This window comes from Bacillus sp. FSL L8-0528, from assembly GCF_038593085.1.
GTDB classification, from domain to species: domain Bacteria; phylum Bacillota; class Bacilli; order Bacillales; family Bacillaceae; genus Bacillus; species Bacillus paralicheniformis.
Map to the genome: position 1 here is coordinate 2158966 of NZ_CP151961.1, position 20648 is coordinate 2179613.

Annotated in this window: 24 protein-coding genes; 5 read left to right on the top strand and 19 right to left on the bottom strand. The window is 44.5% G+C overall.

Features of this window, described 5'->3' with window-relative positions; genetic code table 11:
* Position 1 precedes the first annotated feature (1 nt).
* The 9 genes from MHI30_RS10780 to MHI30_RS10820 form a co-directional block, all read right to left on the bottom strand.
* On the bottom strand, positions 2 to 487 hold the full coding sequence (locus MHI30_RS10780; protein WP_075754310.1) for a DinB family protein: 486 nt from the start codon (positions 485 to 487) through the stop codon (positions 2 to 4).
* 30 nt (positions 488 to 517) lie between these two features.
* Positions 518 to 2164: a YndJ family protein gene (locus MHI30_RS10785; protein ID WP_075754308.1), complete on the bottom strand. Its 1647-nt coding sequence runs from the start codon at positions 2162 to 2164 to the stop codon at positions 518 to 520.
* On the bottom strand, positions 2161 to 2778 hold the full coding sequence (locus MHI30_RS10790; protein ID WP_075754306.1) for a DUF4166 domain-containing protein: 618 nt from the start codon (positions 2776 to 2778) through the stop codon (positions 2161 to 2163). The genes MHI30_RS10785 and MHI30_RS10790 overlap by 4 nt, the downstream gene beginning before the upstream one ends.
* 1 nt (position 2779) lies before the next feature.
* On the bottom strand, positions 2780 to 3679 hold the full coding sequence (locus MHI30_RS10795; protein WP_075754305.1) for a DoxX-like family protein: 900 nt from the start codon (positions 3677 to 3679) through the stop codon (positions 2780 to 2782).
* Positions 3680 to 3923: 244 nt separating this feature from the next.
* A complete protein-coding gene (locus tag MHI30_RS10800; RefSeq protein WP_075754303.1) occupies positions 3924 to 4496 on the bottom strand; it encodes a TetR/AcrR family transcriptional regulator in 573 nt (190 codons plus the stop codon).
* Between the two features lie 7 nt (positions 4497 to 4503).
* A complete protein-coding gene (locus tag MHI30_RS10805) occupies positions 4504 to 5217 on the bottom strand; it encodes an MBL fold metallo-hydrolase (RefSeq protein ID WP_075754301.1) in 714 nt (237 codons plus the stop codon).
* 81 nt (positions 5218 to 5298) lie between these two features.
* Positions 5299 to 5772 (bottom strand): GyrI-like domain-containing protein, encoded by a 474-nt coding sequence (locus tag MHI30_RS10810; RefSeq protein WP_075754299.1) that lies wholly within the window; start codon positions 5770 to 5772, stop codon positions 5299 to 5301.
* Complete coding sequence (locus MHI30_RS10815) at positions 5769 to 6053, bottom strand: zinc ribbon domain-containing protein (protein WP_075754297.1); 285 nt, start codon at positions 6051 to 6053, stop codon at positions 5769 to 5771. Before MHI30_RS10815 ends, MHI30_RS10810 begins: the two co-directional genes overlap by 4 nt.
* 53 nt (positions 6054 to 6106) lie before the next feature.
* Positions 6107 to 7042: a YafY family protein gene (locus MHI30_RS10820; RefSeq protein WP_075754295.1), complete on the bottom strand. Its 936-nt coding sequence runs from the start codon at positions 7040 to 7042 to the stop codon at positions 6107 to 6109.
* Positions 7043 to 7250: 208 nt separating this feature from the next.
* Between MHI30_RS10820 and MHI30_RS10825 the strand changes: the two genes are divergently transcribed.
* A complete protein-coding gene (locus MHI30_RS10825; RefSeq protein ID WP_252606805.1) occupies positions 7251 to 7730 on the top strand; it encodes a sporulation protein in 480 nt (159 codons plus the stop codon).
* A 40-nt stretch (positions 7731 to 7770) separates the two neighbouring features.
* On the opposite strand, the gene czrA is transcribed toward MHI30_RS10825, so the two are convergent.
* The 3 genes from czrA to MHI30_RS10840 all read right to left on the bottom strand — a co-directional run bounded on the left by czrA (position 7771) and on the right by MHI30_RS10840 (position 9417).
* Complete coding sequence (gene czrA, locus MHI30_RS10830) at positions 7771 to 8103, bottom strand: Zn(II)-responsive metalloregulatory transcriptional repressor CzrA (protein WP_003182557.1); 333 nt, start codon at positions 8101 to 8103, stop codon at positions 7771 to 7773.
* 85 nt (positions 8104 to 8188) lie between these two features.
* Entirely contained in the window at positions 8189 to 9013 is an 825-nt protein-coding gene (locus MHI30_RS10835) for an MBL fold metallo-hydrolase (protein WP_075754293.1), read from the bottom strand.
* 152 nt (positions 9014 to 9165) lie between these two features.
* Positions 9166 to 9417, bottom strand: coding sequence for a YnfE family protein (locus MHI30_RS10840; protein ID WP_023855704.1), 252 nt, complete (start codon positions 9415 to 9417; stop codon positions 9166 to 9168).
* A 152-nt stretch (positions 9418 to 9569) separates the two neighbouring features.
* Between MHI30_RS10840 and MHI30_RS10845 the strand changes: the two genes are divergently transcribed.
* Together MHI30_RS10845 and MHI30_RS10850 are read left to right on the top strand one after the other, a co-directional pair.
* A complete protein-coding gene (locus tag MHI30_RS10845; RefSeq protein WP_059230578.1) occupies positions 9570 to 10907 on the top strand; it encodes an APC family permease in 1338 nt (445 codons plus the stop codon).
* Positions 10908 to 10997: 90 nt separating this feature from the next.
* The gene (locus MHI30_RS10850; RefSeq protein ID WP_075754289.1) at positions 10998 to 11648 is read left to right on the top strand and encodes a lysozyme family protein; all 651 of its coding nucleotides are present in this window, start codon (positions 10998 to 11000) and stop codon (positions 11646 to 11648) included.
* A 133-nt stretch (positions 11649 to 11781) separates the two neighbouring features.
* Here the strand turns inward: MHI30_RS10850 and MHI30_RS10855 are convergent, their stop codons facing one another.
* The 6 genes from MHI30_RS10855 to MHI30_RS10880 all read right to left on the bottom strand — a co-directional run bounded on the left by MHI30_RS10855 (position 11782) and on the right by MHI30_RS10880 (position 17126).
* Positions 11782 to 12768, bottom strand: coding sequence for a polysaccharide biosynthesis protein (locus MHI30_RS10855; protein WP_075754287.1), 987 nt, complete (start codon positions 12766 to 12768; stop codon positions 11782 to 11784).
* 52 nt (positions 12769 to 12820) lie between these two features.
* On the bottom strand, positions 12821 to 13459 hold the full coding sequence (locus MHI30_RS10860; RefSeq protein WP_075754285.1) for a papain-like cysteine peptidase: 639 nt from the start codon (positions 13457 to 13459) through the stop codon (positions 12821 to 12823).
* 212 nt (positions 13460 to 13671) lie between these two features.
* Positions 13672 to 14073 carry a hypothetical protein gene (locus MHI30_RS10865; protein ID WP_128739445.1) on the bottom strand — a complete coding sequence of 134 codons (402 nt, stop codon included), beginning with the start codon at positions 14071 to 14073 and terminating at the stop codon, positions 13672 to 13674.
* Between the two features lie 14 nt (positions 14074 to 14087).
* On the bottom strand, positions 14088 to 15299 hold the full coding sequence (locus MHI30_RS10870) for a glycosyltransferase family 4 protein (RefSeq protein WP_075754281.1): 1212 nt from the start codon (positions 15297 to 15299) through the stop codon (positions 14088 to 14090).
* A gap of 160 nt (positions 15300 to 15459) precedes the next feature.
* On the bottom strand, positions 15460 to 15993 hold the full coding sequence (locus MHI30_RS10875) for a DUF420 domain-containing protein (protein ID WP_020451765.1): 534 nt from the start codon (positions 15991 to 15993) through the stop codon (positions 15460 to 15462).
* Between the two features lie 152 nt (positions 15994 to 16145).
* Positions 16146 to 17126: a hypothetical protein gene (locus MHI30_RS10880; protein ID WP_075754279.1), complete on the bottom strand. Its 981-nt coding sequence runs from the start codon at positions 17124 to 17126 to the stop codon at positions 16146 to 16148.
* A 229-nt stretch (positions 17127 to 17355) separates the two neighbouring features.
* Between MHI30_RS10880 and MHI30_RS10885 the strand changes: the two genes are divergently transcribed.
* Together MHI30_RS10885 and MHI30_RS10890 are read left to right on the top strand one after the other, a co-directional pair.
* Complete coding sequence (locus tag MHI30_RS10885; protein ID WP_075754277.1) at positions 17356 to 17865, top strand: GNAT family N-acetyltransferase; 510 nt, start codon at positions 17356 to 17358, stop codon at positions 17863 to 17865.
* A 44-nt stretch (positions 17866 to 17909) separates the two neighbouring features.
* Positions 17910 to 18875, top strand: coding sequence for an LD-carboxypeptidase (locus MHI30_RS10890; RefSeq protein WP_075754275.1), 966 nt, complete (start codon positions 17910 to 17912; stop codon positions 18873 to 18875).
* Between the two features lie 31 nt (positions 18876 to 18906).
* Here MHI30_RS10890 and MHI30_RS10895 read toward each other — a convergent pair whose 3' ends face one another.
* Entirely contained in the window at positions 18907 to 20496 is a 1590-nt protein-coding gene (locus MHI30_RS10895) for a solute:sodium symporter family transporter (RefSeq protein ID WP_075754273.1), read from the bottom strand.
* Between the last annotated feature and the right edge of the window lie 152 nt (positions 20497 to 20648).

Below are 20648 nucleotides of genomic sequence, written 5' to 3' on the forward strand. Positions count from 1 at the left end.
GTTAGTTGACGCCTTTTGAAGGGTCCCACGATTTCTGCTGTTTTCGGATCGTGACGATTTGTCCCAGATGATAAGCGTTATGAAGAATGAGAATGGACAAAATCTCCGCCCAGGTGGAATGCGGATCATGCTGGGCCGGCTCGTTCAGCATCTCCTCTTCGCATGCCGAAAGCGCATCGATCCATTCGTCATAGATCGTATTCAGTTCCTGCCGGCTTTCTTCCCAGCCCAGTCCGCTTTTGTTTACAAACGTATCATCGATCGTATAATCAAAAGCCGGAACGGGAATTCCTTTAAACCACTTTAAATAGCGCTCGTTGTAAAAAATCAAATGGTTGGCAATTTCTAAAATCGAATTTTCCGAACCTTCCCCTTTTTGTCTTGCCTGGCTTTCCGTGAGATCAGCGGAAGCCGTTTGAAAACAAACAAACCAAGTCGTTTCGTTAAAGCATGCTTTAAACTGTTCAAGTAAAATGTTTTTTAGCATAAATACCCTCCAGTTCGATTCGATTTTTGCCTAGCTTTCATTTGCTATTTTCGCCCTATTGACGGCAGAATCCTTTTTTTCAATATGATATTGAATGTCGAGAAACCTTATGCCGAACAGCCACATGCGGTGATGGGCGCAGAGCCTCTTCCGTCCCTGCTCTTTGATGATAAAGCGTTCGGCAAGCGGCAGTTTAAACGTACCTGTTCCGGTCGAAAGGAAAATGCCTTCATCCCCCCGGTCAGATCGTTTGTCACTGCTCGTCAAAATCAGGCAGCCGTCCTCTGTTTTCGGCTTTAAAATGCCTGTCAGATTGGAAAACGGCAATGGCAGAGCAATATTCATATATGTGATGTGATCATGGGTATGAGCAGAATAAAGCGCCACGAACACAGTCTCGCCTTCCTCGTTCGTTCTGACCCATGCGCGCACATTCTTCCTGCCGTCTTTGGCTGAATTAACACCGATAATCTCGCCCTCCATCGTTTGCCGCCCGGTCTTTGTCCCCAAATGAATTTGCCCTGTCATTTTTGAAATCAGCTGGTACATGTGCGCAAGCGGCTTAAACCATGGACGCCAGGCGATCTCCGCTGTTAACGAATAATCGGCAGTATGCTCATAGAAATCGAGAATAAGAGGAGAAACCGTCTCAAGCTGAAATCCGTTTCTCTGAAATGCGCTCATATCATCGGCAAGACCTTGGTAAGACGAATCGCTTTGTAATCGGTGCCGGTGTAAAAAATCGGCTCCTATTCTCCATGACCCGTAAATGTTGCTCATCATTTCGCCTTGCCTTCTTTCACAGTCCGGCTCAGGAGATTCAAGACGCCAGCCGGTCAGCGCTGGAATAATGACGCCTAAAGCGTTGACAAGCCCATGAATCCAAATCATTTCCTGGACTGTAAAAGTCGGCCGGCCGCGAAAAACGCCGTAAGAGTAAATGAGTGAAAAAGCAATGGTGATCATCAATGTTAAAGACGAAAAGATAACAAAGCGGCGAGCCGCGCTGTTTTTGAAGGCCGCAATCGAGACGAGAAAGCCGCTGCCGTATATGGCCGCCAAATACAGCGCAACTGCGAAGACATCAATGGTTTTCGAAAACGATATGCCGACCGCAATGAAAAGCGGAGACAGCATGATGAGCCATGTCACCGCCGCATAAAGAAGGCCTTTCTTTTTCAGCTTCCTTCCGAGCATTCCATTAAAAATCGGAATGAAAAAGGCAGAATAATGAAAATGCACCGCTGTCAGCAGCACGATCAGCGGGCTGAAATCCATGACCTGGAGATTCAGCGTATAAGCAAAAAGCCAAACCCCTCCGAAAGGAAGGTAAAGCAGGCCGCTGTCAATCGATGCCTCTTCAAGGCCCTTTCCTCCTCTTTCCCAGAGGCGGAGGACGCCGTAAAAGGCGATCATCCCCGTATAGCACAGCCAAACCGCTGAAAAAAGCGGGGAATGGAACAACAGGGATAACGAAGCCGCACATGCCGCATAAGGAAAGCACACGCTGATCAGCTGAAACATTCCGTTTTCATGCTGAATGAGATTGAGCGCGGCCGGAACAAAAAACAGCATCGCTAATAAAAGCAGCGCCTCTGCTGCCGGGATGTCCGGCGCTTTTCCGGCGAAAAAAACCGCAAAGCAAAGAACGCTTACAAAAAAGCGGCGGACTTTCATGCCGTCTCCCCCTCCCTGTTAAACGTTCCTCTGTAGGCAAACAGCGTTCCGAACAGCGGGTTTTTCACATGAACATCAATCGTAAAACAGCTTTTTTCTTCGTCATACGATTCATTCACGCTGGAAATACCGTATAAACACTTTGGAAGGGGCAGCTTTTTACTGAATAAAGGCAGCCATTGTCTGACAGAAGTAATCGACAATGATCCGTCGGCTTCCGCCTTAAACCGCAGGCTTGAGATTAAGATTGGCGGATGTCCGAAATAGTCGATGATTTCAACACGGCTTTCATCATAGATCATGACAGCATCAAAATACCTTTGTCTATCACGAAAAAAGAAAGTTCTGTTCCAAACAGCTGCCGGTGTATCATTTTTCGTCAGCCGAATATGATTTTCAATCGTGAACGGAACGTTCCTCCCTCTTTCGGGAAAAAAACAGCGGAAGACCGTTCCCGCTTTAAACAACAGCCTGATCCAGTACGAACCGCCGGATATTTCCGTCATGACTCCTTTGCCTCTGAACGCGCTTTCTTGAGTGAGGTGATACCGTTCCTTGAGTTTTGGGTGAAGAAGGTGAAAGTCCTCGATCACCCGTTCATAAATCGAAACCAAATCAACGCCTCTTTCTGATCGTATTACCCGCGTTTGGAATGCCGCAAGCGCTCACATAGCCGACAACGGACAAGATGATAAGCGCTGCATTAAGCACGACCGGGTTAAAAGGTTGGGCAAAAGATCCGAGATCAGCCATTCCCGCCGATGCCGAAAGCAGCACAAGCAGGGCGATATGCAGAAGGAACCACTTCCTTTTCCGGCCTGGATAAAGCCATAACACACCGACCATCACCTCGGCCAAACCGATAAGCTTCAGGAGCATTTCGGGATGAAAACGGCCGCCCGTGAAAGCTGAAAGCATGCTGATTTCCTCAGGATGAGCCGTAATAAGCTTTGGAACAAGCCCTTGGTAAATCCAGACGAAAGAAAACAGCAGACAAACGAGCCAATAGATCAATGTTTTTTGAAAAAGCAGCCTTGGGTGAAGTCCTTTTTCAAGCCAAATCTTCAGCGCAGCAAAGCTCCAGGCCGTCGCCCAGCCGATGAGCGGCCTGAATGCCATATCTGCAAGCCGGCCCAGCCTCCCGTAACGGGTGTCATAATCGTATTGTGTCATAAACGTGATCCCGGTTTCGCTCTCGCTGTATTTCCAGTATCCTCTGCCTTCGCGAATGACAGAAAGCGGGTGGTTTGTAGCGAACTTGAGTGACGAGACTCTGTCTCCCGTGTCTTGATATACGTTTCCGACAGACTCTCCTGTACCGGAAATTTTTAAGCCGAAGCCGATTCTCGTTTCGTATAAAAACCTTTGCGGTTCACCCGGTCTGCGCTTTAAATAGGTAATGTCCGTAAATCGCAAGTCCCATTGCCGATGGAGGGCAGGATCTTGGGTATAGCGCCATAGCCGCTCCATATCTGTCTGGATAGATATTTCTACGTAAATCGGAGTTTTTTTCATTACGCACGCCCTTTTGTGAATATATTCACAATAACAGCATAACATGGAACACATCATGTGTGAACCAATTTTTGCATATTCAGCCTCTCTTTGCCGACATAAAAAAATCCTCGGCTGTTAGGCCAAGGCAATTAGTGGCTGGTTAAGCCTTCTCATACCTATGACTCAAAAAATGGAAGAGCCATACGACAATCATACTAAATTTTCGAAAAAATGTAAACAATTAAGGGGGAAATTCCCTTGTTTATTCGGTCTGATAGACAGCAATGCCTTTTAAGAAGGCACGGATTGTCAGATCAAAACTTTCTTCTACATCATAAGGAAGACCGAACGCATCGTGTTGCCTGAGTGTTGCAAATCCATGCATGATGCTTCTCAAGCCTCTGACCGCATGGATCGTGAAGTCATCGTCTAAATGATAGTCTTTCAGAACGGAAAGCACCAAGGCGAGGATTCTGTCTCCTGCTTCGTCAAGCCGTTCATCTTCATCAGGCATTGCAATAAAAGTTGCTTCATAAAGCCCCGGTCTGTTTTTGGCAAAAGCGACATATGCATGAGCCATTCTGCTGACAGCCTGATCCTCTTCGGCTCCCTGGACAGCAGAAGCCATGTTTTCATAAAGTATCGTCAAGCCGTAAAGTGCGAGTTCTTTCCGTAAGTCGTTCAATCCTTTTATATGATTGTACAGAGACGGAGGTTTGACATTCAGCCTTTTGGAAAGAGAAGCAAGCGTCACTTCATGAATGCCTTCCTCATCAGCAAGAGATGCCGCAGCTTCCAATACTGCATCTTTATTCAACCCGATTCGCGGAGACACGATTTCTTCATCCTTTCCTGATCAATTTGATATATGCTTCGTTTATCGCTTTTTTCATCGCTTGAGCCGGATCATGGACAAGATCGCCGTGGCCGGCGGCAAGCGCCTTCGGTTTTAAATCTAACAGCTTTTGCGCGCTTTCTAAAGCGATTTCTTTGTCCCACGTGGCCAAAGCCGGAAAAGGAAATGAAAGCTTTAAATGCCCCGATACCGTCATGCCGCTTCGCGTATGGTAGGCGTCACCGACTATTAGAAGACCGCTTCTTTCATCAAAAAACGAAATGCTGCCAGGTGTATGCCCGGGTGATGAAACGGTCAGCAATGAACCGATCCTGTCTCCTTCCTTTAAAAGGATATCAGGATTTGTCTTGATGTTTTTCGGAACGCCTCCTTTGATTGTTCCGCGCTCCCCTTCCAGCATCTTTGTATCACCTTTTAACAGACGCGCATCCCGTTCAGATATTGACACCTTCACACCGGGAAGGCTGTAGTACAGCGCGTCAAGCGAACCGACATGGTCGCTGTGGGCATGGGTCAGCAAAATCCGTTTAATCGGCTTGCGGAGATGATCCGCAGCCTTTAAAATCCCTGTTTTGCTGATCGGAATCCCTGTATCAATTAATGTAAGGCCGTCTTCTTCATCTGCTAAATAACAGTTGACAGGAAATATGCGCGGAAAAAAAGTCAGCTGGTAGACAGATTCAAATCGGGTAATCCTCATCGCTTTCACCTCTTCGATCAAAATAAAAAACTAATACCGTTAGTTTTCATTTTAAAACTAATGGTATTAGTTTTGCAAGCATTATTTTTTTCGATCGACAGCAACATAGATGGTAACTTGAGCGTTTTCGGGATTCTCTGCTTGTTCATCATAAACTTCAAAATCTCCGGTATAAGTACGAAGATTTTTTTCATCCCATGTCCAAATCTCCTGCCAAGTTTCAAACACGACCTCCTCGATCCTCCCCCGCTTTGAAACAAAAACGGCATATTCGGATGCAGGGAGCGAAATGAGATTCGCCGCTTTTTCATGCTGATCAACGAACGTTCCGATTGAAAATGTATATGTCCCGTGTTCGTCCGTCTCATAATCTGCATAAAGTGCGATCGTGTCTCTCCTTATGTCCTGGCGTTCAGTATGCAGAAATTTTTCACGGTATAAACTCCACATAGAAGGAATTTTACCTTTTTCGGATGCTTCATCACGGTTGCTTGTCACGGTCGATATCCCGCTGAATAACTTTGCCTTCTGTTTTTCGAAATGAGAAAAGCTCATCTTCTCTGCCCGCCTTTCGTTTGCGTATCCGCCGTCCACCGTTTTAAATGAGGGAGCGTCCGCTCCAAAAGCGCTCTCGCTTCGGCCTCGGTTTTTCCCTCTTCTTTTATATAAGGAACACAGATTTCGATCATATCTTTCAATGTCGCATCCGGATGTGTATATGCTCCGTTTTCATAGCAGTACATACAGTAGTCGCGATTCTTCCCCCCGTCCTTTTCTGTGCCGAAAAGTTCGCTTATCATCGGCATGCCGCAGCTTTGGCAAACATAATGTTCCATGTTTCATTCCTCCTTTTTCTTCATCATACAAAAAGAAACCTGACAGCATCGTGTCAGGTTTCATATAAATGTACAATTTGATTAGCTAAGTTTTTTATTTTTTGACGGATGCGGGGAGGTGCGAGAACTTCGATATGTGTTCCAAATTGGAGCAGAAATCCGTACAGCCATTGATCTTCCGGATAAGAAACGGTTGCCACGCATTGTCCGTTTTCATAAGTGAGCGCTTCGGAGCCAAACCATTCTCTCGCCAAAGACTCTCCCGACGGCTTAATGAGAAGGGTCAACTCGGTCATATTGTCCGGTTTGTACCATGATGTTTCCCAAGGAAGTGAAGACAGATCAACTTCCTTTCTTTCAAACTTTTCTTCAAGCATCCGCACGTCTTTCATACGCAACAGTTTAAAGAAGCGAAACGCCTGTCTCTTCAGGCAGAACGCATACAAATACCAGTGCCTTCCCTTTAGGACGAGGGTATGCGGCTCCGCTTTCCTTGTTCCGGTTTGCCCCTCTCTGTTCACGTATGTAAAGGAGACCGCCCGCGTGCTGTCTGCCGCCCCATCTAACAAGCGGATCTTTTCTTTAATGACAGGACTTTCTCCCCAGGAAGAGATGTCAACAAACCATTTTTCCGTTTTCTTGCGGAATTCCGGCATTTCTTCTTCGGAAACGAGAAACCGGATTTTTTCAAGGGCAGAACCGTGATGAAGCACTCCATACGTCGAAGAAACGCTTTCCAAAGCCGTAGTAATGGCAGCCAGTTCGTCTGCAGAAAGCAGTTTATTTTCGAGCCGAAACCGCTCCATGATGCTGATCCCGCCTCCCGCTCCCTGTGAGGTGACAATCGGAATGCCCGCCTGGTTGATCGCCTCGATATCCCGGTAAATCGTTCTGACAGAGACTTCGAACATGCCGGCAAGCTCTTTTGCCTGCACCTGGCGTTTATTAATCAATAAAATCACAATGGCCAATAGCCGGTCAATTTTCACCGCAGATCCCTCACATTCATCTTACGCTGCCTATTTTCATTCTAAAGCACACACCATTTTGGAATATCATGACAAAAAAGGGGATCTCATCACCCAATTATTTAGAAAATCACTTTTCCTGTTACGATTTTTACAGTTTGGACATATACTCCTTAAAAAAGGAGGTTTTAAAAACATCATATTTTATTTTTTACAGTTTTTCGTCATTGTGTCCTTCGTCTATATCAAGTTCAAACGCTCAGTCGGCTATCAGCCTTTAAAGCCGGCACGCATGCTGTTCCGGATCATCCTCTTTTCGGGAATTTTCGTTTTTCTGCTGACGATGAGCGCACTACACCCTTTATCATACTTCTATGATCTGATTGGGATTGCGCTCGGGCTCCTCTTGACCGCCTATGCGCTGAAGCATGTGTCAATCGAAAATCGGGACGGCATCCTTTATTTCAGAACGCATTTATGGATTGAATTGATCGTACTTTTGTTATTTTTATACCGGTTTCTTTACCGGATCGCCGAGATCGGCCAGCTCCAGACTGCGGTTTCAAACGGGGGTTCAGCAGCGTACGGCGCCCTTTTTGCGCAGGATCCGGCGACGATGATCGGTTTTTTTGTACTGGCCGTTTATTATGTCGGTTTCTCTTTTTTTGTTTTAAAAAAAGGGAGAATCGAAGAAAAACGCTCAGCGTAAAAGGCAAACTCGGGATGTGGAGTTTGCCTTTTCATAAGCTTTAGTCATGCTGTGTATGATCGATCATCTGCTGAAGTACATCGAGGACATGCTGGTCTTCTGGGGAATAAAAAATGGAAGTCCCTGCCCTTCTTGATTTGACGAGACGAAGGTTTTTTAAAAACCTGAGCTGGTGAGAAACGGTTGACTGCAGCAGACTCAGCTTCTCCGCTATTTCATTGACCGAATGTTCGCCTTGTGAGAGCAGGTGAAGAATTTTGATTCTCGTAGGGTCTGAGAGCGCTTTAAACGTCTGTGAAACGAGAAATAAAGTTTCTTCATCTAACTCGGCCCGCACCTGTTTTTCTGTTGTTTCCTGATTGTGCTCACTCATGCTTTTCACCTTTTCCGCGCAACTTTTACCTTCATATCATATACCAAAACATACCGGTTGAAAAGTTTTATAGCCAGGGAACAGATCAAGTCGAAAACAGCGTCCCCTGAAGCGCTTCTGCATACCTTGCGGCTGACAGCTGTACACGTTCTCCGGCACTGTTTTCCACTAAGCGGCGAAAAGCGCCGTACAGCCGGTTGAATGGAACATTTTTTAATTGATCAGCCATTTGCTCCACTTTGCCGGCGGGAAGAGGAATCAAATTTGGATAGCTGTACATAAAACTCACCCATCTGCGATCTTGAACGACTTGGATAATGTCTCCTGAAAGGAGGATTCCCTTGCCTCCGTTTCCGTTTGCCCAATGGCAGACCGCTCCCCCTTTAAAATGGCCGCCAAGCCGGTGCAAAGTCAACCCGCTTGACAGTTTGAGGGAATCGCCGGACCAAAACACAATCCGGCTGCTCGGCCGCTGCACCCATTGTTTGTCATCTTCATGAATATAGATCGGAGCATCAAACTTTTCAGCCCATTCCGTTTGTGCAGCATAATAATGCGGATGTGATAAAGCGATCGCCTGGACTCCGCCCATTCGCTCGATGTTCTCAAACGTCCGCTGATCCAGGTATGTTATACAATCCCACAGCAAGTTAAAACCGGGCTCCTGTATCAGGTATGCCGATTGACCGATGCCGAATTCGGGCGTTGTCGTCAAACTGTATAGGCGCTCTTCTTCCAATGAGATCTCGTTTTGAAACCTTCCGCTTTGCTTCATTTCTTCCAGCGTTGTCCAAGCTTGCCCTGAATGATTGACATACTGTCTTTCTTCATTGCAAATAATGCATTCCGCCGGCTCTTTCGGAGCAGTGTCATATTGTACACCGCACGTCGTGCAAATATAGTTAGTCAAAATTGCTCCCTCCCCTTTCAAACTATATTTTACCATCTTCTTCACATATACATGATTTTTTCGCTTCTATATGCAGTCTATTATTCATGATATCCAGGCTGATCTGTCCGCATCATCCTGAAACGTGAAAAAAGCGTCCGCTGATCCGGACGCTAGCTGCCTTCTTGCTGATACATATGTTCAAGCTGTGAAAATGAAATATCGCCGGCCGCACAATCTACAGCGGCATCGACTACCTGATCAAAGCGATCGGCCGAAGCGCTTTTCTCTTTTAACCGTTGTTCATAGCGTTCGAGCTCTTCCTGCTGTCTTCTTAAATCCTCTTCTTTTCCATCATAATCAGATGCATTCATCGTCTCCATATTTCTTTTGACGGCTTCAACATAGCCTCTCAATATATCCATGTCTTCATACTCCTTGCCTTTTTTCAAAGGGTTTGCAACATTTATTATTTTTATACGGGAAAAAGAGGTTTTATACGGTTGCTCAAGCGCAAAAAAACAGATAAAATATGTCTTAATTTCTGTATTTTTTACATAAGGGGATTTAGAAGTCATTGAAAAACGAAACTGCGCTTAAACGAAGTCTTACACTCGGCCCGCTCGTTGTGATCGGCCTTGCTTATATGGACCCGCTCGTCGTATTTGATTCATACGGAGTGGTCGCACAACTGACAAAGGGACACGTTCCGGCGGCATACATATTCACTGTTGCCGCACTCCTTTTGACCGCTTTGAGCTACGGCAGCATGGTCAAGGCCTATCCACAAGCGGGATCGGTTTATACATATGCATATGAAAGCATTCATCCGCATGCGGGATTTTTAGCCGGCTGGACGATCATGCTGGACTATTTATTTTTGCCGATGGTCAATTTTGCGATCGGCAGCGCTTATTTGACGGCGGCTTTTCCTGAAGTGCCGCATGGTTTTTGGGTCGTTCTGCTCGCTTTATCGATTACCGTTGTCAATATTTTAGGCATCAGACTAACGGCAAATATTACAGGGCTGTTCGTCGCTTTTCAAGTGATCGTCGCCCTGACTTTTGCCGGTTTTATGATCGCCGGGCTCGCAGACGGTCTCGGGACGGGCGAGCTGATGTCAGCCGATCCGTTTTTCCGTTCTGATATCGAGCCTTCCCTGATTGTATCAGGAGCGACGATTTTGTGTTTTTCGTTTCTTGGCTTTGATGCGATTTCCACCATGTCTGAAGAAACGGTCAACCCGAAGAAGAACATTCCGTTGGCCATCTTTTTAACAGTAGCGATTGGCGGAACGCTGTTTACGGCGATTTCTTACTTGATGCAGCAAATCTATCCGTCCTATGATAGCTTCCGGCACGCCGATTCGGCATCGCTGGAAATCGCCCTATATACAGGAGGCGCTTTTTTAAAGTCCTTCTTTTTGGCGGGAACAATGGTCGCTGTCATTTCATCCTCGCTTTCTTCGCATGCGAGCGCTTCGCGGCTTTTGTATGCGATGGGGCGGGACAGCTCTCTTCCGAAACGCTTTTTCGGCTATGTGCATCCGACTTTAAAGACGCCGGTGTTTAATATTATGTTCATCGGGCTGATTTCATTGACGGCCATGATCGGGGAACTCGAGGTCATCTATTCATTCATCAGTTTCGGCGCGCTGATCGGATTTATTTTTGTCCACCTGTCTGTCATCGGCCATTACTACATTCGAAAACAGGAGAGAGGCTTTTTAAAAACACTTCGCTATTTGGTTCTGCCCTTTTTGGGGGCCTCTTTCTGCGGCTGGCTGCTGCTTAGCATCAGCAAAAATGCGCTCATGATTGGAGCCGGCTGGCTGATTGCCGGGTTTATATACTTTTTGTTCAGAATCCGTTCTCTTCCGAACGTCACATTCGGCTTTGACCGCGATCCAAGATAGAAGGATATCGCTTGGTCTTCTTGAAGATATATGTCATAATAAATGAGGCTGTATACTGTTTTGCATCAGGGCGCTACAGAGGTGAAACCATTGAAGAAAAAGAAATCGGGATGTTTAGCCGGAGCTGGCTGTTTGTCTTTTTTTGTGTTTGTTCCCTTGATCATTTTCTTTGCCATCTCCGGTCTGGAACAATTAAAATGGCTTCCTCTTGACACTGAATCTAACATTCTTGAGAGATTAAAAGATTACAAACCTCTTGTTGAAGAAGAACTCGATGAAGAGGATCTTTCACAATACACCGCTCTTTTATTGGGCATGATGTATCAGGAGTCGAAAGGCAGAGGCGGTGATCCGATGCAGTCGTCGGAATCTCTCGGTATGAAACGAAATGAGATTGACGATCCAAAAGCAAGCATTAAGCAGGGTGTGCGCCACTTTACAGCAATGTATAAAAAGGGACAGAAAAAAGGCGTCGATATTGAAACGATCATCCAAAGCTATAATATGGGATCGGGTTATATCGATTACGTCTCAAAACACGGCGGAAAGCACTCAGCGAAGCTGGCAAAGGCATTTTCCGAGGAACAAGTCAAAAAGAACCCCGACCTGTATAATTGCGGCGGAGATACAAACAATTTCCGCTACCCTTATTGCTACGGGGATTACTCTTACACGGAAAAAGTAATGGAACGCACAAAAAAAGTCGAAGAACATATCGAAGGGTTAACACTTGAACATTGACAAAACGGCAAGCCGGGTGAATTTTCGTCCGGCTTGTCCTGTTTTCGAGGAGCGAACAGAAGCATCGCCTGCAGCCGCATGCCATGCCTGTCATCAGTTCGCGTATTCTCCGTGAAAGCTTCGGTCCATCCTTCTACTCCAAAAAACCGCCTTCTTTCAGCATTTCTTTTACTTCCTTTTTTGAGATTAAAAAGTCTTTTGAGCTCAAGTGATCAGTTTCTAAAGGCTGACAATCCGCATACTTTTTATGAAGTTCAGGCATTTTGATTGCAGGAAGCACCACCGCGAGGTCATTTGTAAATGAAACAGCATGCTGTCGTTCATGAGGTGAAATCAGCAGCTCATGAAGCTTTTCCCCCGGCCTTGCGCCCGTTTCTGCGATGGACGTTTTTTCGTTTCCGTAAGCTTCGATCAGCACTTCAGCCATGTCTAAAATTCTGCAGGCCGGCGAATTCATAATGAAAATTTCCCCGCCTTGGCCGCTTTCAGCCGCTTTTAATAAAAGCCGGATCGTTTTTTCCTTCGTGAGGAAGAAACGGGTCATTCTTTTGTCTGTGATGGAGACCTGGTTCTTTTCCCTGATCTGGTCTTTAAAAAGCTGAAGAACGCTTCCGCTGCTTCCGAGCACATTTCCTCCCCTTACACAAATAAAATCCGTGTCTGAATAGAGATGGTTCGCATATACGATCAGCTTCTCGCCGATCGCTTTCGTCATACCGTAAAAGTTGGCAGGATCAGCCGCTTTGTCGGTCGAGACGTTGATGACTTTTTTAACGCCGTTTTCGATCGCTGCTTCAATAACGTTTTCCGTCCCTGTGACATTCGTTTTTAATGCTTCTAGCGGCTGTTCTTCACACACCGGCACATGCTTCAGCGCTGCTAAATGAAAGACATAGTCGACACCTTTTAATCCTGTGTTCAGCGCTTTCCGATCTCTGATATCCCCGATGAAAAACGTCAGCCTCGGATCTTCAATCTGCCTTCTCATTTGAACTTGTCTTTCTTCATTTCTGGAAAATACAATGAGCTTTTTAGGGTTTAAGGATAGCAGCTGAAGAATGAGTTCCCGGCCCCATGAGCCTGTTCCTCCAGTAATGAATATCGTTTTATTTTCAAACATCCGCTTTTTCTCTCCCTTTGTGCCTTAGTCAATCATTCTCATCGGCAAAAAACTAACGAATCGTTATACCTTGGAACATTTCACTCCAATATGGGTCATTTGATTGCCAAATTTCTTGATCAGGAAGTTCGACAGCGCATACGTTCTTTAACGGCCAGTGATTTTCAACAATACCCGATACATTTGTGTGATTGATCAAAAGAATGCTGAAATCGTTTGTAACCAAATCAGAGAGCACTTCTTCAAGCTCTTTTGCTTCCTGCATTGTGCCGCTTGTTCTGACAAACAACGCGCGCTGTGCAGTCGATGTCTTTTCTAAAAATCTGTTAAATCTCCTGTTAAATTTTTCTATCACTTCATGATAAGTAGCCAGGTTGTCGAGTGTATTTCGATCCGCTTTAAAATCGTGGGCCGAGTCAATGCAATAATGATCATCCGTAACCGAAATAAAAGGATCTTTAGTGGCAACTCCTGTGGAATACCCCGTCACTCTCAAATTTATAGGATCCATAAAGCCTTCAAATCGGTTTCGTATCAGTCGGCACAGATCCGGCAGCGACGAGGAGCCGACCCAATCAAACGGCCCCGCATAAGGCCTTTTATTCATTTTTCTCAGCTGGAGAGCTGTCAGGCATAAATGCCCCAAGCTGAAAATCGCATCATATTCGCCCTGTATCTCTTTTAAATTCATATTTTCACTCCTTGTGCTTACTGACAAAAGATGGTCGTTATAAGTAGCTAATGATAGGAAAGAGCATGTGGTCTTTATAACATATTATGTCGGTGTAGCAAATTGGTAAAAGACAATTACCTAACATAGCCTCCTAAATTCAATCAGCCTTGATAGATTTATAGGCTTAATAAAAACCTTCGGAGCTCCGAAGGTTGATTGTGAAGAATTAATTATTCTGTTTTTGTATGATTTTGTGTTTTAAAGAAATTCAATGTGGAATCATTTGGAATTGTATAATTCTCTGGAAGCGACTCTTTGATCGCTTCAAGCACTTTGTTATTGCTTTCTATAATTTTACTGTTCATTTCTTCAAAGCTCGCAGTTAATTCGTCTAATACTTCATTTTTGCTGTTTACATTAGTTGAGCTTTCTTCCGGTAAAGCCTCTGTGGTTTCAACAGGCTGTTCATTTGATCCAGCTGCCGAATTCGTCTGAGCGGCCTTTTCGGCTAATGCCTCAACTTTTTCTTTTTGAAACTCGAAAAGCAAATCCAAATATTTATCCCACCAATCGATATCCACTTCCTCTTTCGTCAGAAGTTCAAACAAATGCTTTTTAATTTCAGACTTCATATGACATATCTCCTTTATTTTAAAGTTTGCTGATAAATTTCCAAAACCTTGTTGACAGCTTCCTCCATATTCCAATATTCCATTGCAAACTTGTGCGCATTGGATCCTAAAGTTTTTCTGAGCGTCTCATCTTCCAACAACTGATTGATAGAGTCGCATATGGCCTGTGCATCTCCTTTAGGCGTAACCATACCGGTCACATTGTGTTCGACGATTTCAGGAAGACCTCCGGCGTCGCTGACAATGACAGGAAGTCCGGCTAATTGTGCTTCAATTACAGACAGCGGCTGATTTTCGAGAAGACTCGGCAAAACATACACATCAGCAATTGAAAGAAGATAAGGGACATCATCGCGCTTTTTCATAAACACGACATCATTTTCCAAACCGAGCTGTCTGCATAGAATTCGCAGTCCCGCCATTCTCTCTCCGTCGCCGGCAATCCAGCATACCCAATCATCCCGAACCTCTTTTAAATGTGAAAGTGCGGCAAGCAGATGCTGAACACCTTTGTTTTCAACGAGCCTACCTGTGAAAAGGATAATTTTCTTATCTGTTTGCGGTATTTCTGCTGACGACTTTATATCCTTTCGTTTTAGAAAGCTATCAATATCATAGCCATAATGGAGAACGCTGATTTGTTCCTCCGGTGTATCGAATTCCTTAGTCAGCAGATTTTTTAACCAATTGTTGGCAACGATTGTGGTGTCAGCCGAAACAGCGCCGACCCGTTCAAGATGGTCGAAGTACGCCCCTGCAACGTCAGAATTAGATCTTCTGTGGATCGTTGTAAGCTGGTGTCTGATTTCATGGGCCACACTCCCGTGAAGCGTTGCGACAAGCGGTGTGTTTTTTGGCTTCACTCGTTTCAGACAGCCGCTTGAGATGACATCTTGGGCATGGATCAGATCGTATTTTTCCAATCCTAAATAAATGGCTGCAAGTTCGTAAACATAGCGCTGGATCTCTGTAAAGTGAATCAATTGATTGTCAAATATTTGCGGAAAAGATTGTTGATTGACCGATTGCTCAATCATAGGCATCAGCTGTTCTTTTTCGACCTTGCGATTTTCGTTTACAATATGAACAATCTGATTCTCCTCTCCATATCCAAGCAAATCGACTTCATGTCCCATAGATTCGAGCGATTCTTTCAGTTGGACCATATATGTCCATACACCACCTACATGCGGAATACTCCAATAAGTGGCAAGAAGAATTTTCATAAGCATCTCCCTTTTTCATTTCTATCCAATGCTCTAATTATTTATATTGGTGATTGTCATATCTTGTGTAGGACGGATATCCAATTAAGAAAGATTATTTTTCAAGAGGCTGCTAAAAGAAAAAATCCGCTCTCCTTTTATAAGAGAACGGATTTTTCTTTTAGTAATAGGGGGAAATCATCATATAGACGAGAACACCTGTCAGGCTGACATACAGCCAAAGCGGCATCGTCCAGCGGGCGATTTTGCGGTGGCGTTCCACCTGCATGCTCAGGCCTCTGAACAGTGTAAACAAGGCCAAGGGAACGATTAAAGCGGACAAGACAATGTGTGTGATCAAAATAAAATAGTAGATCGGTCTTATAATCCCTTCCCCGCCAAAATGAGTGTCAGGCATTAATGAATGGTAAGTTAAGTATGAAACGAGAAAGATGAACGTTGTCGTAAAAGCGGCAAAAATAAACCGCTTGTGCGCCTTAATGTTTTTCTGTTTAATCATGATCAGTGCAGCCACTAAGAAAATGAATGTGAAGCTGTTGCAGACTGCGTTCAAAAGCGGCAGAAAAGTCAAATCCAAGTGAGCGAATTTGTCGCTTTTCGGCATGAAAAACAAGAGGGCAATGACTCCGTTTATGATAATCGTCAGAGCAACAACAATGCCTGTATAGTTTTTATTTTTTTGTGTATGGGTCATATCGGGCAATCTCTCCTATTTGTGCAAGCTATCAAAATCGTATTCAAATTCAGGAGGAATGTCAACGTTTTCGGCTTTTCGTCAGAATTTAGTCACAGAATATACAAAAATTCCCCTCCTCTAGAACGAGGAAGGGAACTCAGGCGGATGCCTTAGAAATTCATAGCATCTTTAGCCATTAATTTTTCGAATTCTTCTTCAGTTACGATATCTTCTTTATTCGGTTTATGCTCAAACTTTACGTCACCATCGATATTTTTGTACGTCGTTGATGCCGTGATGCCTAAAGATTGAGGGGCTTTTTTGCTGTCAACAGACAAAGAGATATCCGCATTTTCAGTCAGAAGATTTTCTTTGTCATCGATTGTTGATGTCACATCAAACTTTTTGAATGTGACGTCTTTCAGTCCGTCTTTGATCTTGTTCAGCTCGCTCTTCGGAACAGCTTCTCCGCTCGCTTTTCCGGCGATTTCGATGAACTTGACGACCGCAGCTTTAATTTCTTTGTCACTAAAGCTGAAAGCGACTTTTTGAGCAGCACCCTGCTCTTTTTCTTTATCCGTCAGATCCGCTTTTTCAAACTTATCTGCAGGCAGATTGTCCGCAGCTTCTTTGATGGATTCCATCAATTGTTTTTGAAGTTCATCCGTGTCTTGAGATGAAGTTTTGTCATCTTCAAGCGGGAATTCAAGGTACTTGCCTTTGACGCTGTCAAAATTCATGCCGGCTGTTCCAAGGAACAAGCCGAAGCTGTCGAGAACGCTGTCAATTTTGATGTAGCCGACTTGTTTCTTTTCGTCCATATAAACCGGAATATCGAAATCAAGCGACATGTTTTGGACTTTCAGCTTCGCTTTAATTACAGCCTCAGACTGTTTCGTTTCAGCATTCGTTTTTCCGCTGATCGTTAATGTTGCATCGTTCAGCATATCAGCAACTTGCTTATCTTCCGCTCCAAGGTTGGATGCGTCAACTTTCAAGCCGATATCACTTGAAAATTCGTATGATTTCGCAGAAATCAGCTTTTTATAAGCCGCTGCGTAAGATCCTTTTGGATCAGCCTGCTGACATGCAGCTAATACAAGAACAAAAGCTGACATCAGCATCAATAGAGAAAAAATTCTTTTCTTCAAAATCGTACGCTCCTTTTGTCATGATTTTTCTGGGGTTAGGAGGATCCATTGTCTCGTATCCTAGGTAAATATACCAGAAGTCATATGAATTCTATCACAAAAAAATCGTAGAATGTGAAATTTTTGTTTAAAATTACATTAAAATTTAATTCTAGCAACCCATTTGCAAATTGCCGTTCTTTTTACTATAATCGAAAACTGTATGTTTTAATGGAAAGGAGTAAGTTTTATGATAACGGATGAAGAAATGCAAAAAGACAGCTCCGGCTTGCAGAAGGAATTGAACGAATTGCAATTTCAACTGTTTCGGATGCGTGAAAATATGAAGGATATCTCCAAAGATTCGCGAGTGCTCGGTATTGATCAATCGAAAGACGATGAATGGATGATTGTCCATTCGATTGATGATGGCCGGACATGCAAGATCATGTTAAGCGATTGCCAGTCGCCGTACCGCGGAAGATGTGATTTTTCTCTTGTCGCTTCCTACAAAGAAGAAAAACGCGCGATCCATATCGGGGATATTAAAGGGCCGGCAGGCTACGGTTATGGGTCCATCTGCATGAAGTATTTAAAAGAAAAAGCCCGCGAGCACAACATACCGGTCATCACGGGGGACATTGCTGAAAGGGATTGGGACCATGTGGATCGGCTGGTTCATTTTTATGAAAAGCATCATTTTGAAGTAACGATTGACCCCGGTTCAAAATCCGGTGAAATTCAGTGGCAGGATCTTTAAAAGTATGGTGAAATAGATAGAAACAATGAAAGGTGTGCCCGTTCATGTTTCCAGAAAAACTACAGCCCGGTGACGAAATCAGGGTGATTGCCCCATCGAGAAGCCTGTCACTTCTCAACACCGATAAGATCGAAAAAGCGAGAACAGTTTTAAACAATCTCGGATTTCGAATTTCTTTTTCCGCACATGCTAATGAAATTGATGAATGTTCTTCCTCCAGCATTCAATCGAGAGTAAGCGATCTCCATGATGCCTTTTCTGATCAACGCGTCAAAGGAATACTCACTGTGCTCGGCGGGTATAACAGCAATCAGCTGTTATCACATTTAAATTATGAACTCATAAAGGCCAACCCAAAAGTGTTCTGCGGCTTTTCAGATATTACCGCCCTTTCAGCGGCGATCTATGCAAAAACCGGGCTTGTCACCTATTCGGGACCTCATTTTTCAAGCTTTTCAATGGGGTATGGACTAAACTACATGAAGGATTACTTTTTGAAGTGCTGTTGCGCAAGCGGTGTCTACGATGTTGAACCATCATCGATGTGGTGTGAAGAAATCGAAACTGAAGAATGTCCCAAACAAAACAGCGGCCCTGTTGTGATCAACGAAGGCTCAGCAGACGGCAAGATCATAGGAGGGAATTTGTGCACATTGAACCTATTGCAAGGTACGGAATTTTTCCCTGACATCAAGAACGCCGTATTGTTTCTTGAGGATGATTGGGAATCGCCGGCAGCGTTTTTTGACCGCGATCTGCAGTCATTGCTTCATCTGCCCGATTTTTCCGGTGTCAAAGCTGTTCTCATTGGCCGTTTTCAGACAGCATCAGCCGTATCGCTTGAGCGCCTCCAACAAATTGTGCAAACAAAAAAAGAGCTTTCTCAAATACCCGTTATCGCGAATTTAGATTTCGGCCATACAAGCCCTTTCTTTACATTTCCGATTGGCGGATGGTGCCGCATCGACGCACAGAAAGAACATGTATCACTTTGTATCTCAAAACATTAAGGCAGAGGATGAACACATCCTCTGCCTTTTTTTATTTGGCAAGACCCCAAGGCGAAAATAACAGATAAATGCAGGCCATCAGACAAATCACAAGAATAGAAGCAAGTTTGGCATGCTTCCATGGCCGCAAATCAACCTTAGCATTTTTCTCAAGCTTGAATTCCGACGGCCTTGGCTTCAATTTTCCGATGAAAAGCATCAAGAGGACGGAAAACGGAAACAAAACGGCCAATATATAGAGAAAATGAATATGGACAAAATAAATTTTTGAGATGGTATACAAAACAATGTGTGCGAATATCGCCCATTTCACGGCAAGCGCCGGCACTTTTTTCGTAAAGAATCCAACGACGACGGCCGCCAATACAGGGACATTGAAAAATCCGAACATTTCCTGCAAATAATTGTAAAGGCCAGACGGCGCAAACAGAATAAAAGGCGCGATGATAATCGATACCGCGGCAAGGATCACCACAAAGATCCTTCCCGTTTTCACAAGCTCTTCTTCTTTTGCCTCAGGCTTGAAGAGCGGTTTGTACAAATCCAATGTAAACAACGTGATCGTGCTGTTCAGCGAACCGTTAAACGAGCTGAGAATCGCTCCGAATAAAATCGCGGCAAAGACACCGATAAGCGCAGTCGGCAGCAAATCAACGATCAGCTTAGGGTAAACGGTGTCAGCATTTTGAATATGACCTCCGTAAAGATGATAAGCAATAACCCCGGGAAGAACGAGATAAAACACACCGATCGTCTTAAATACACCGGCCAGCAATGCGCCTTTCTGCCCTTCAGCCAAATTTTTCGCCCCGAGCGCCCGCTGAACGATCGACTGATTAACAGCCCAATAAAATAAGTTGTTCACAAGCAGTCCCGTAAAAATCGTCGGCCACGGGACTTCTGCAGCGTTGTCGGCTGTAATGGCATTCAGCTTTTCCTTATGTACACTCGTCAGCTCTGTATAGCCGTTTAAGAGACTGCCGTCGCCGATTGCCATGATTCCGAGCACAAAAATGAACAGACCGCCAAGAATTAAACCGACGCCATAAATGGCATCAGCCGATGCCGCAGCTTTGAGCCCCCCGAAAAATATGTAGCAGCAGCTTGCGGCCCCGATCACAAGCGAGATGAAAAAAACAGTCGTAAACGTACTGATTCCAAGCGCGGAGGAAATATTAAACACTTGATCGAGAACGAGCGCTCCGGAGTACAAAACGGTTGGCAGAAACGAGGTCGCATATCCCAGAAGCAGGAGAATCGAGACGATTTGCCGCGTTCTTTGATCATAGCGTTTTTCAAGAAAGTCGGGTATCGTCGTGATTCCGGAACTGAGATACCTCGGTAAAAAGACGAATGCCAGCATAATGAGCGCAAGCGGTGCTGTAACCTCCCAAGCCATGGCACTCATCGTTCCCGAATAGCTTTGACCGTTTAACCCAACCATTTGTTCCGTTGACAAATTGGTTAAAAGCAGCGAACTTCCAATATAGAGAGCAGTGAGACTGCGCCCGCCGAGAAAATAACCGTCTGACGTCTTCAAATTAATATCTTTTGTCCTCAGATAAGAAAAAATAAAAATCCCTGCATTAATCAATAAAAATGTCATGATAATCCACAGCAATACTCCTGCATCTCCTTTTCTAAATCAGCTGATATGTACATATCTATTGAACTACCCATTTGCCAATCTAAAAAAACATCTAAATCGAAAAAAAGATGCAGAAAACAGAAAAAAGACACTGATCATCTCCATGGTCAGTGTCCATCAATGGT

Excerpts from the sequence above, each read along its gene's own strand:
- MHI30_RS10780 (WP_075754310.1), bottom strand. The coding sequence starts at position 487 with ATGCTAAAAAACATTTTACTTGAACAGTTTAAAGCATGCTTTAACGAA.
- MHI30_RS10785 (WP_075754308.1), bottom strand. The coding sequence starts at position 2,164 with ATGAAAGTCCGCCGCTTTTTTGTAAGCGTTCTTTGCTTTGCGGTTTTT.
- MHI30_RS10795 (WP_075754305.1), bottom strand. The coding sequence starts at position 3,679 with ATGAAAAAAACTCCGATTTACGTAGAAATATCTATCCAGACAGATATG.
- MHI30_RS10805 (WP_075754301.1), bottom strand. The coding sequence starts at position 5,217 with ATGAGGATTACCCGATTTGAATCTGTCTACCAGCTGACTTTTTTTCCG.
- MHI30_RS10810 (WP_075754299.1), bottom strand. The coding sequence starts at position 5,772 with ATGAGCTTTTCTCATTTCGAAAAACAGAAGGCAAAGTTATTCAGCGGG.
- MHI30_RS10815 (WP_075754297.1), bottom strand. The coding sequence starts at position 6,053 with ATGGAACATTATGTTTGCCAAAGCTGCGGCATGCCGATGATAAGCGAA.
- czrA (WP_003182557.1), bottom strand. The coding sequence starts at position 8,103 with ATGAGTGAGCACAATCAGGAAACAACAGAAAAACAGGTGCGGGCCGAG.
- MHI30_RS10840 (WP_023855704.1), bottom strand. The coding sequence starts at position 9,417 with ATGGATATATTGAGAGGCTATGTTGAAGCCGTCAAAAGAAATATGGAG.
- MHI30_RS10855 (WP_075754287.1), bottom strand. The coding sequence starts at position 12,768 with ATGTTTGAAAATAAAACGATATTCATTACTGGAGGAACAGGCTCATGG.
- MHI30_RS10860 (WP_075754285.1), bottom strand. The coding sequence starts at position 13,459 with ATGAATTTAAAAGAGATACAGGGCGAATATGATGCGATTTTCAGCTTG.
- MHI30_RS10865 (WP_128739445.1), bottom strand. The coding sequence starts at position 14,073 with ATGAAGTCTGAAATTAAAAAGCATTTGTTTGAACTTCTGACGAAAGAG.
- MHI30_RS10870 (WP_075754281.1), bottom strand. The coding sequence starts at position 15,299 with ATGAAAATTCTTCTTGCCACTTATTGGAGTATTCCGCATGTAGGTGGT.
- MHI30_RS10875 (WP_020451765.1), bottom strand. The coding sequence starts at position 15,993 with ATGACCCATACACAAAAAAATAAAAACTATACAGGCATTGTTGTTGCT.
- MHI30_RS10885 (WP_075754277.1), top strand. The coding sequence starts at position 17,356 with ATGATAACGGATGAAGAAATGCAAAAAGACAGCTCCGGCTTGCAGAAG.
- MHI30_RS10890 (WP_075754275.1), top strand. The coding sequence starts at position 17,910 with ATGTTTCCAGAAAAACTACAGCCCGGTGACGAAATCAGGGTGATTGCC.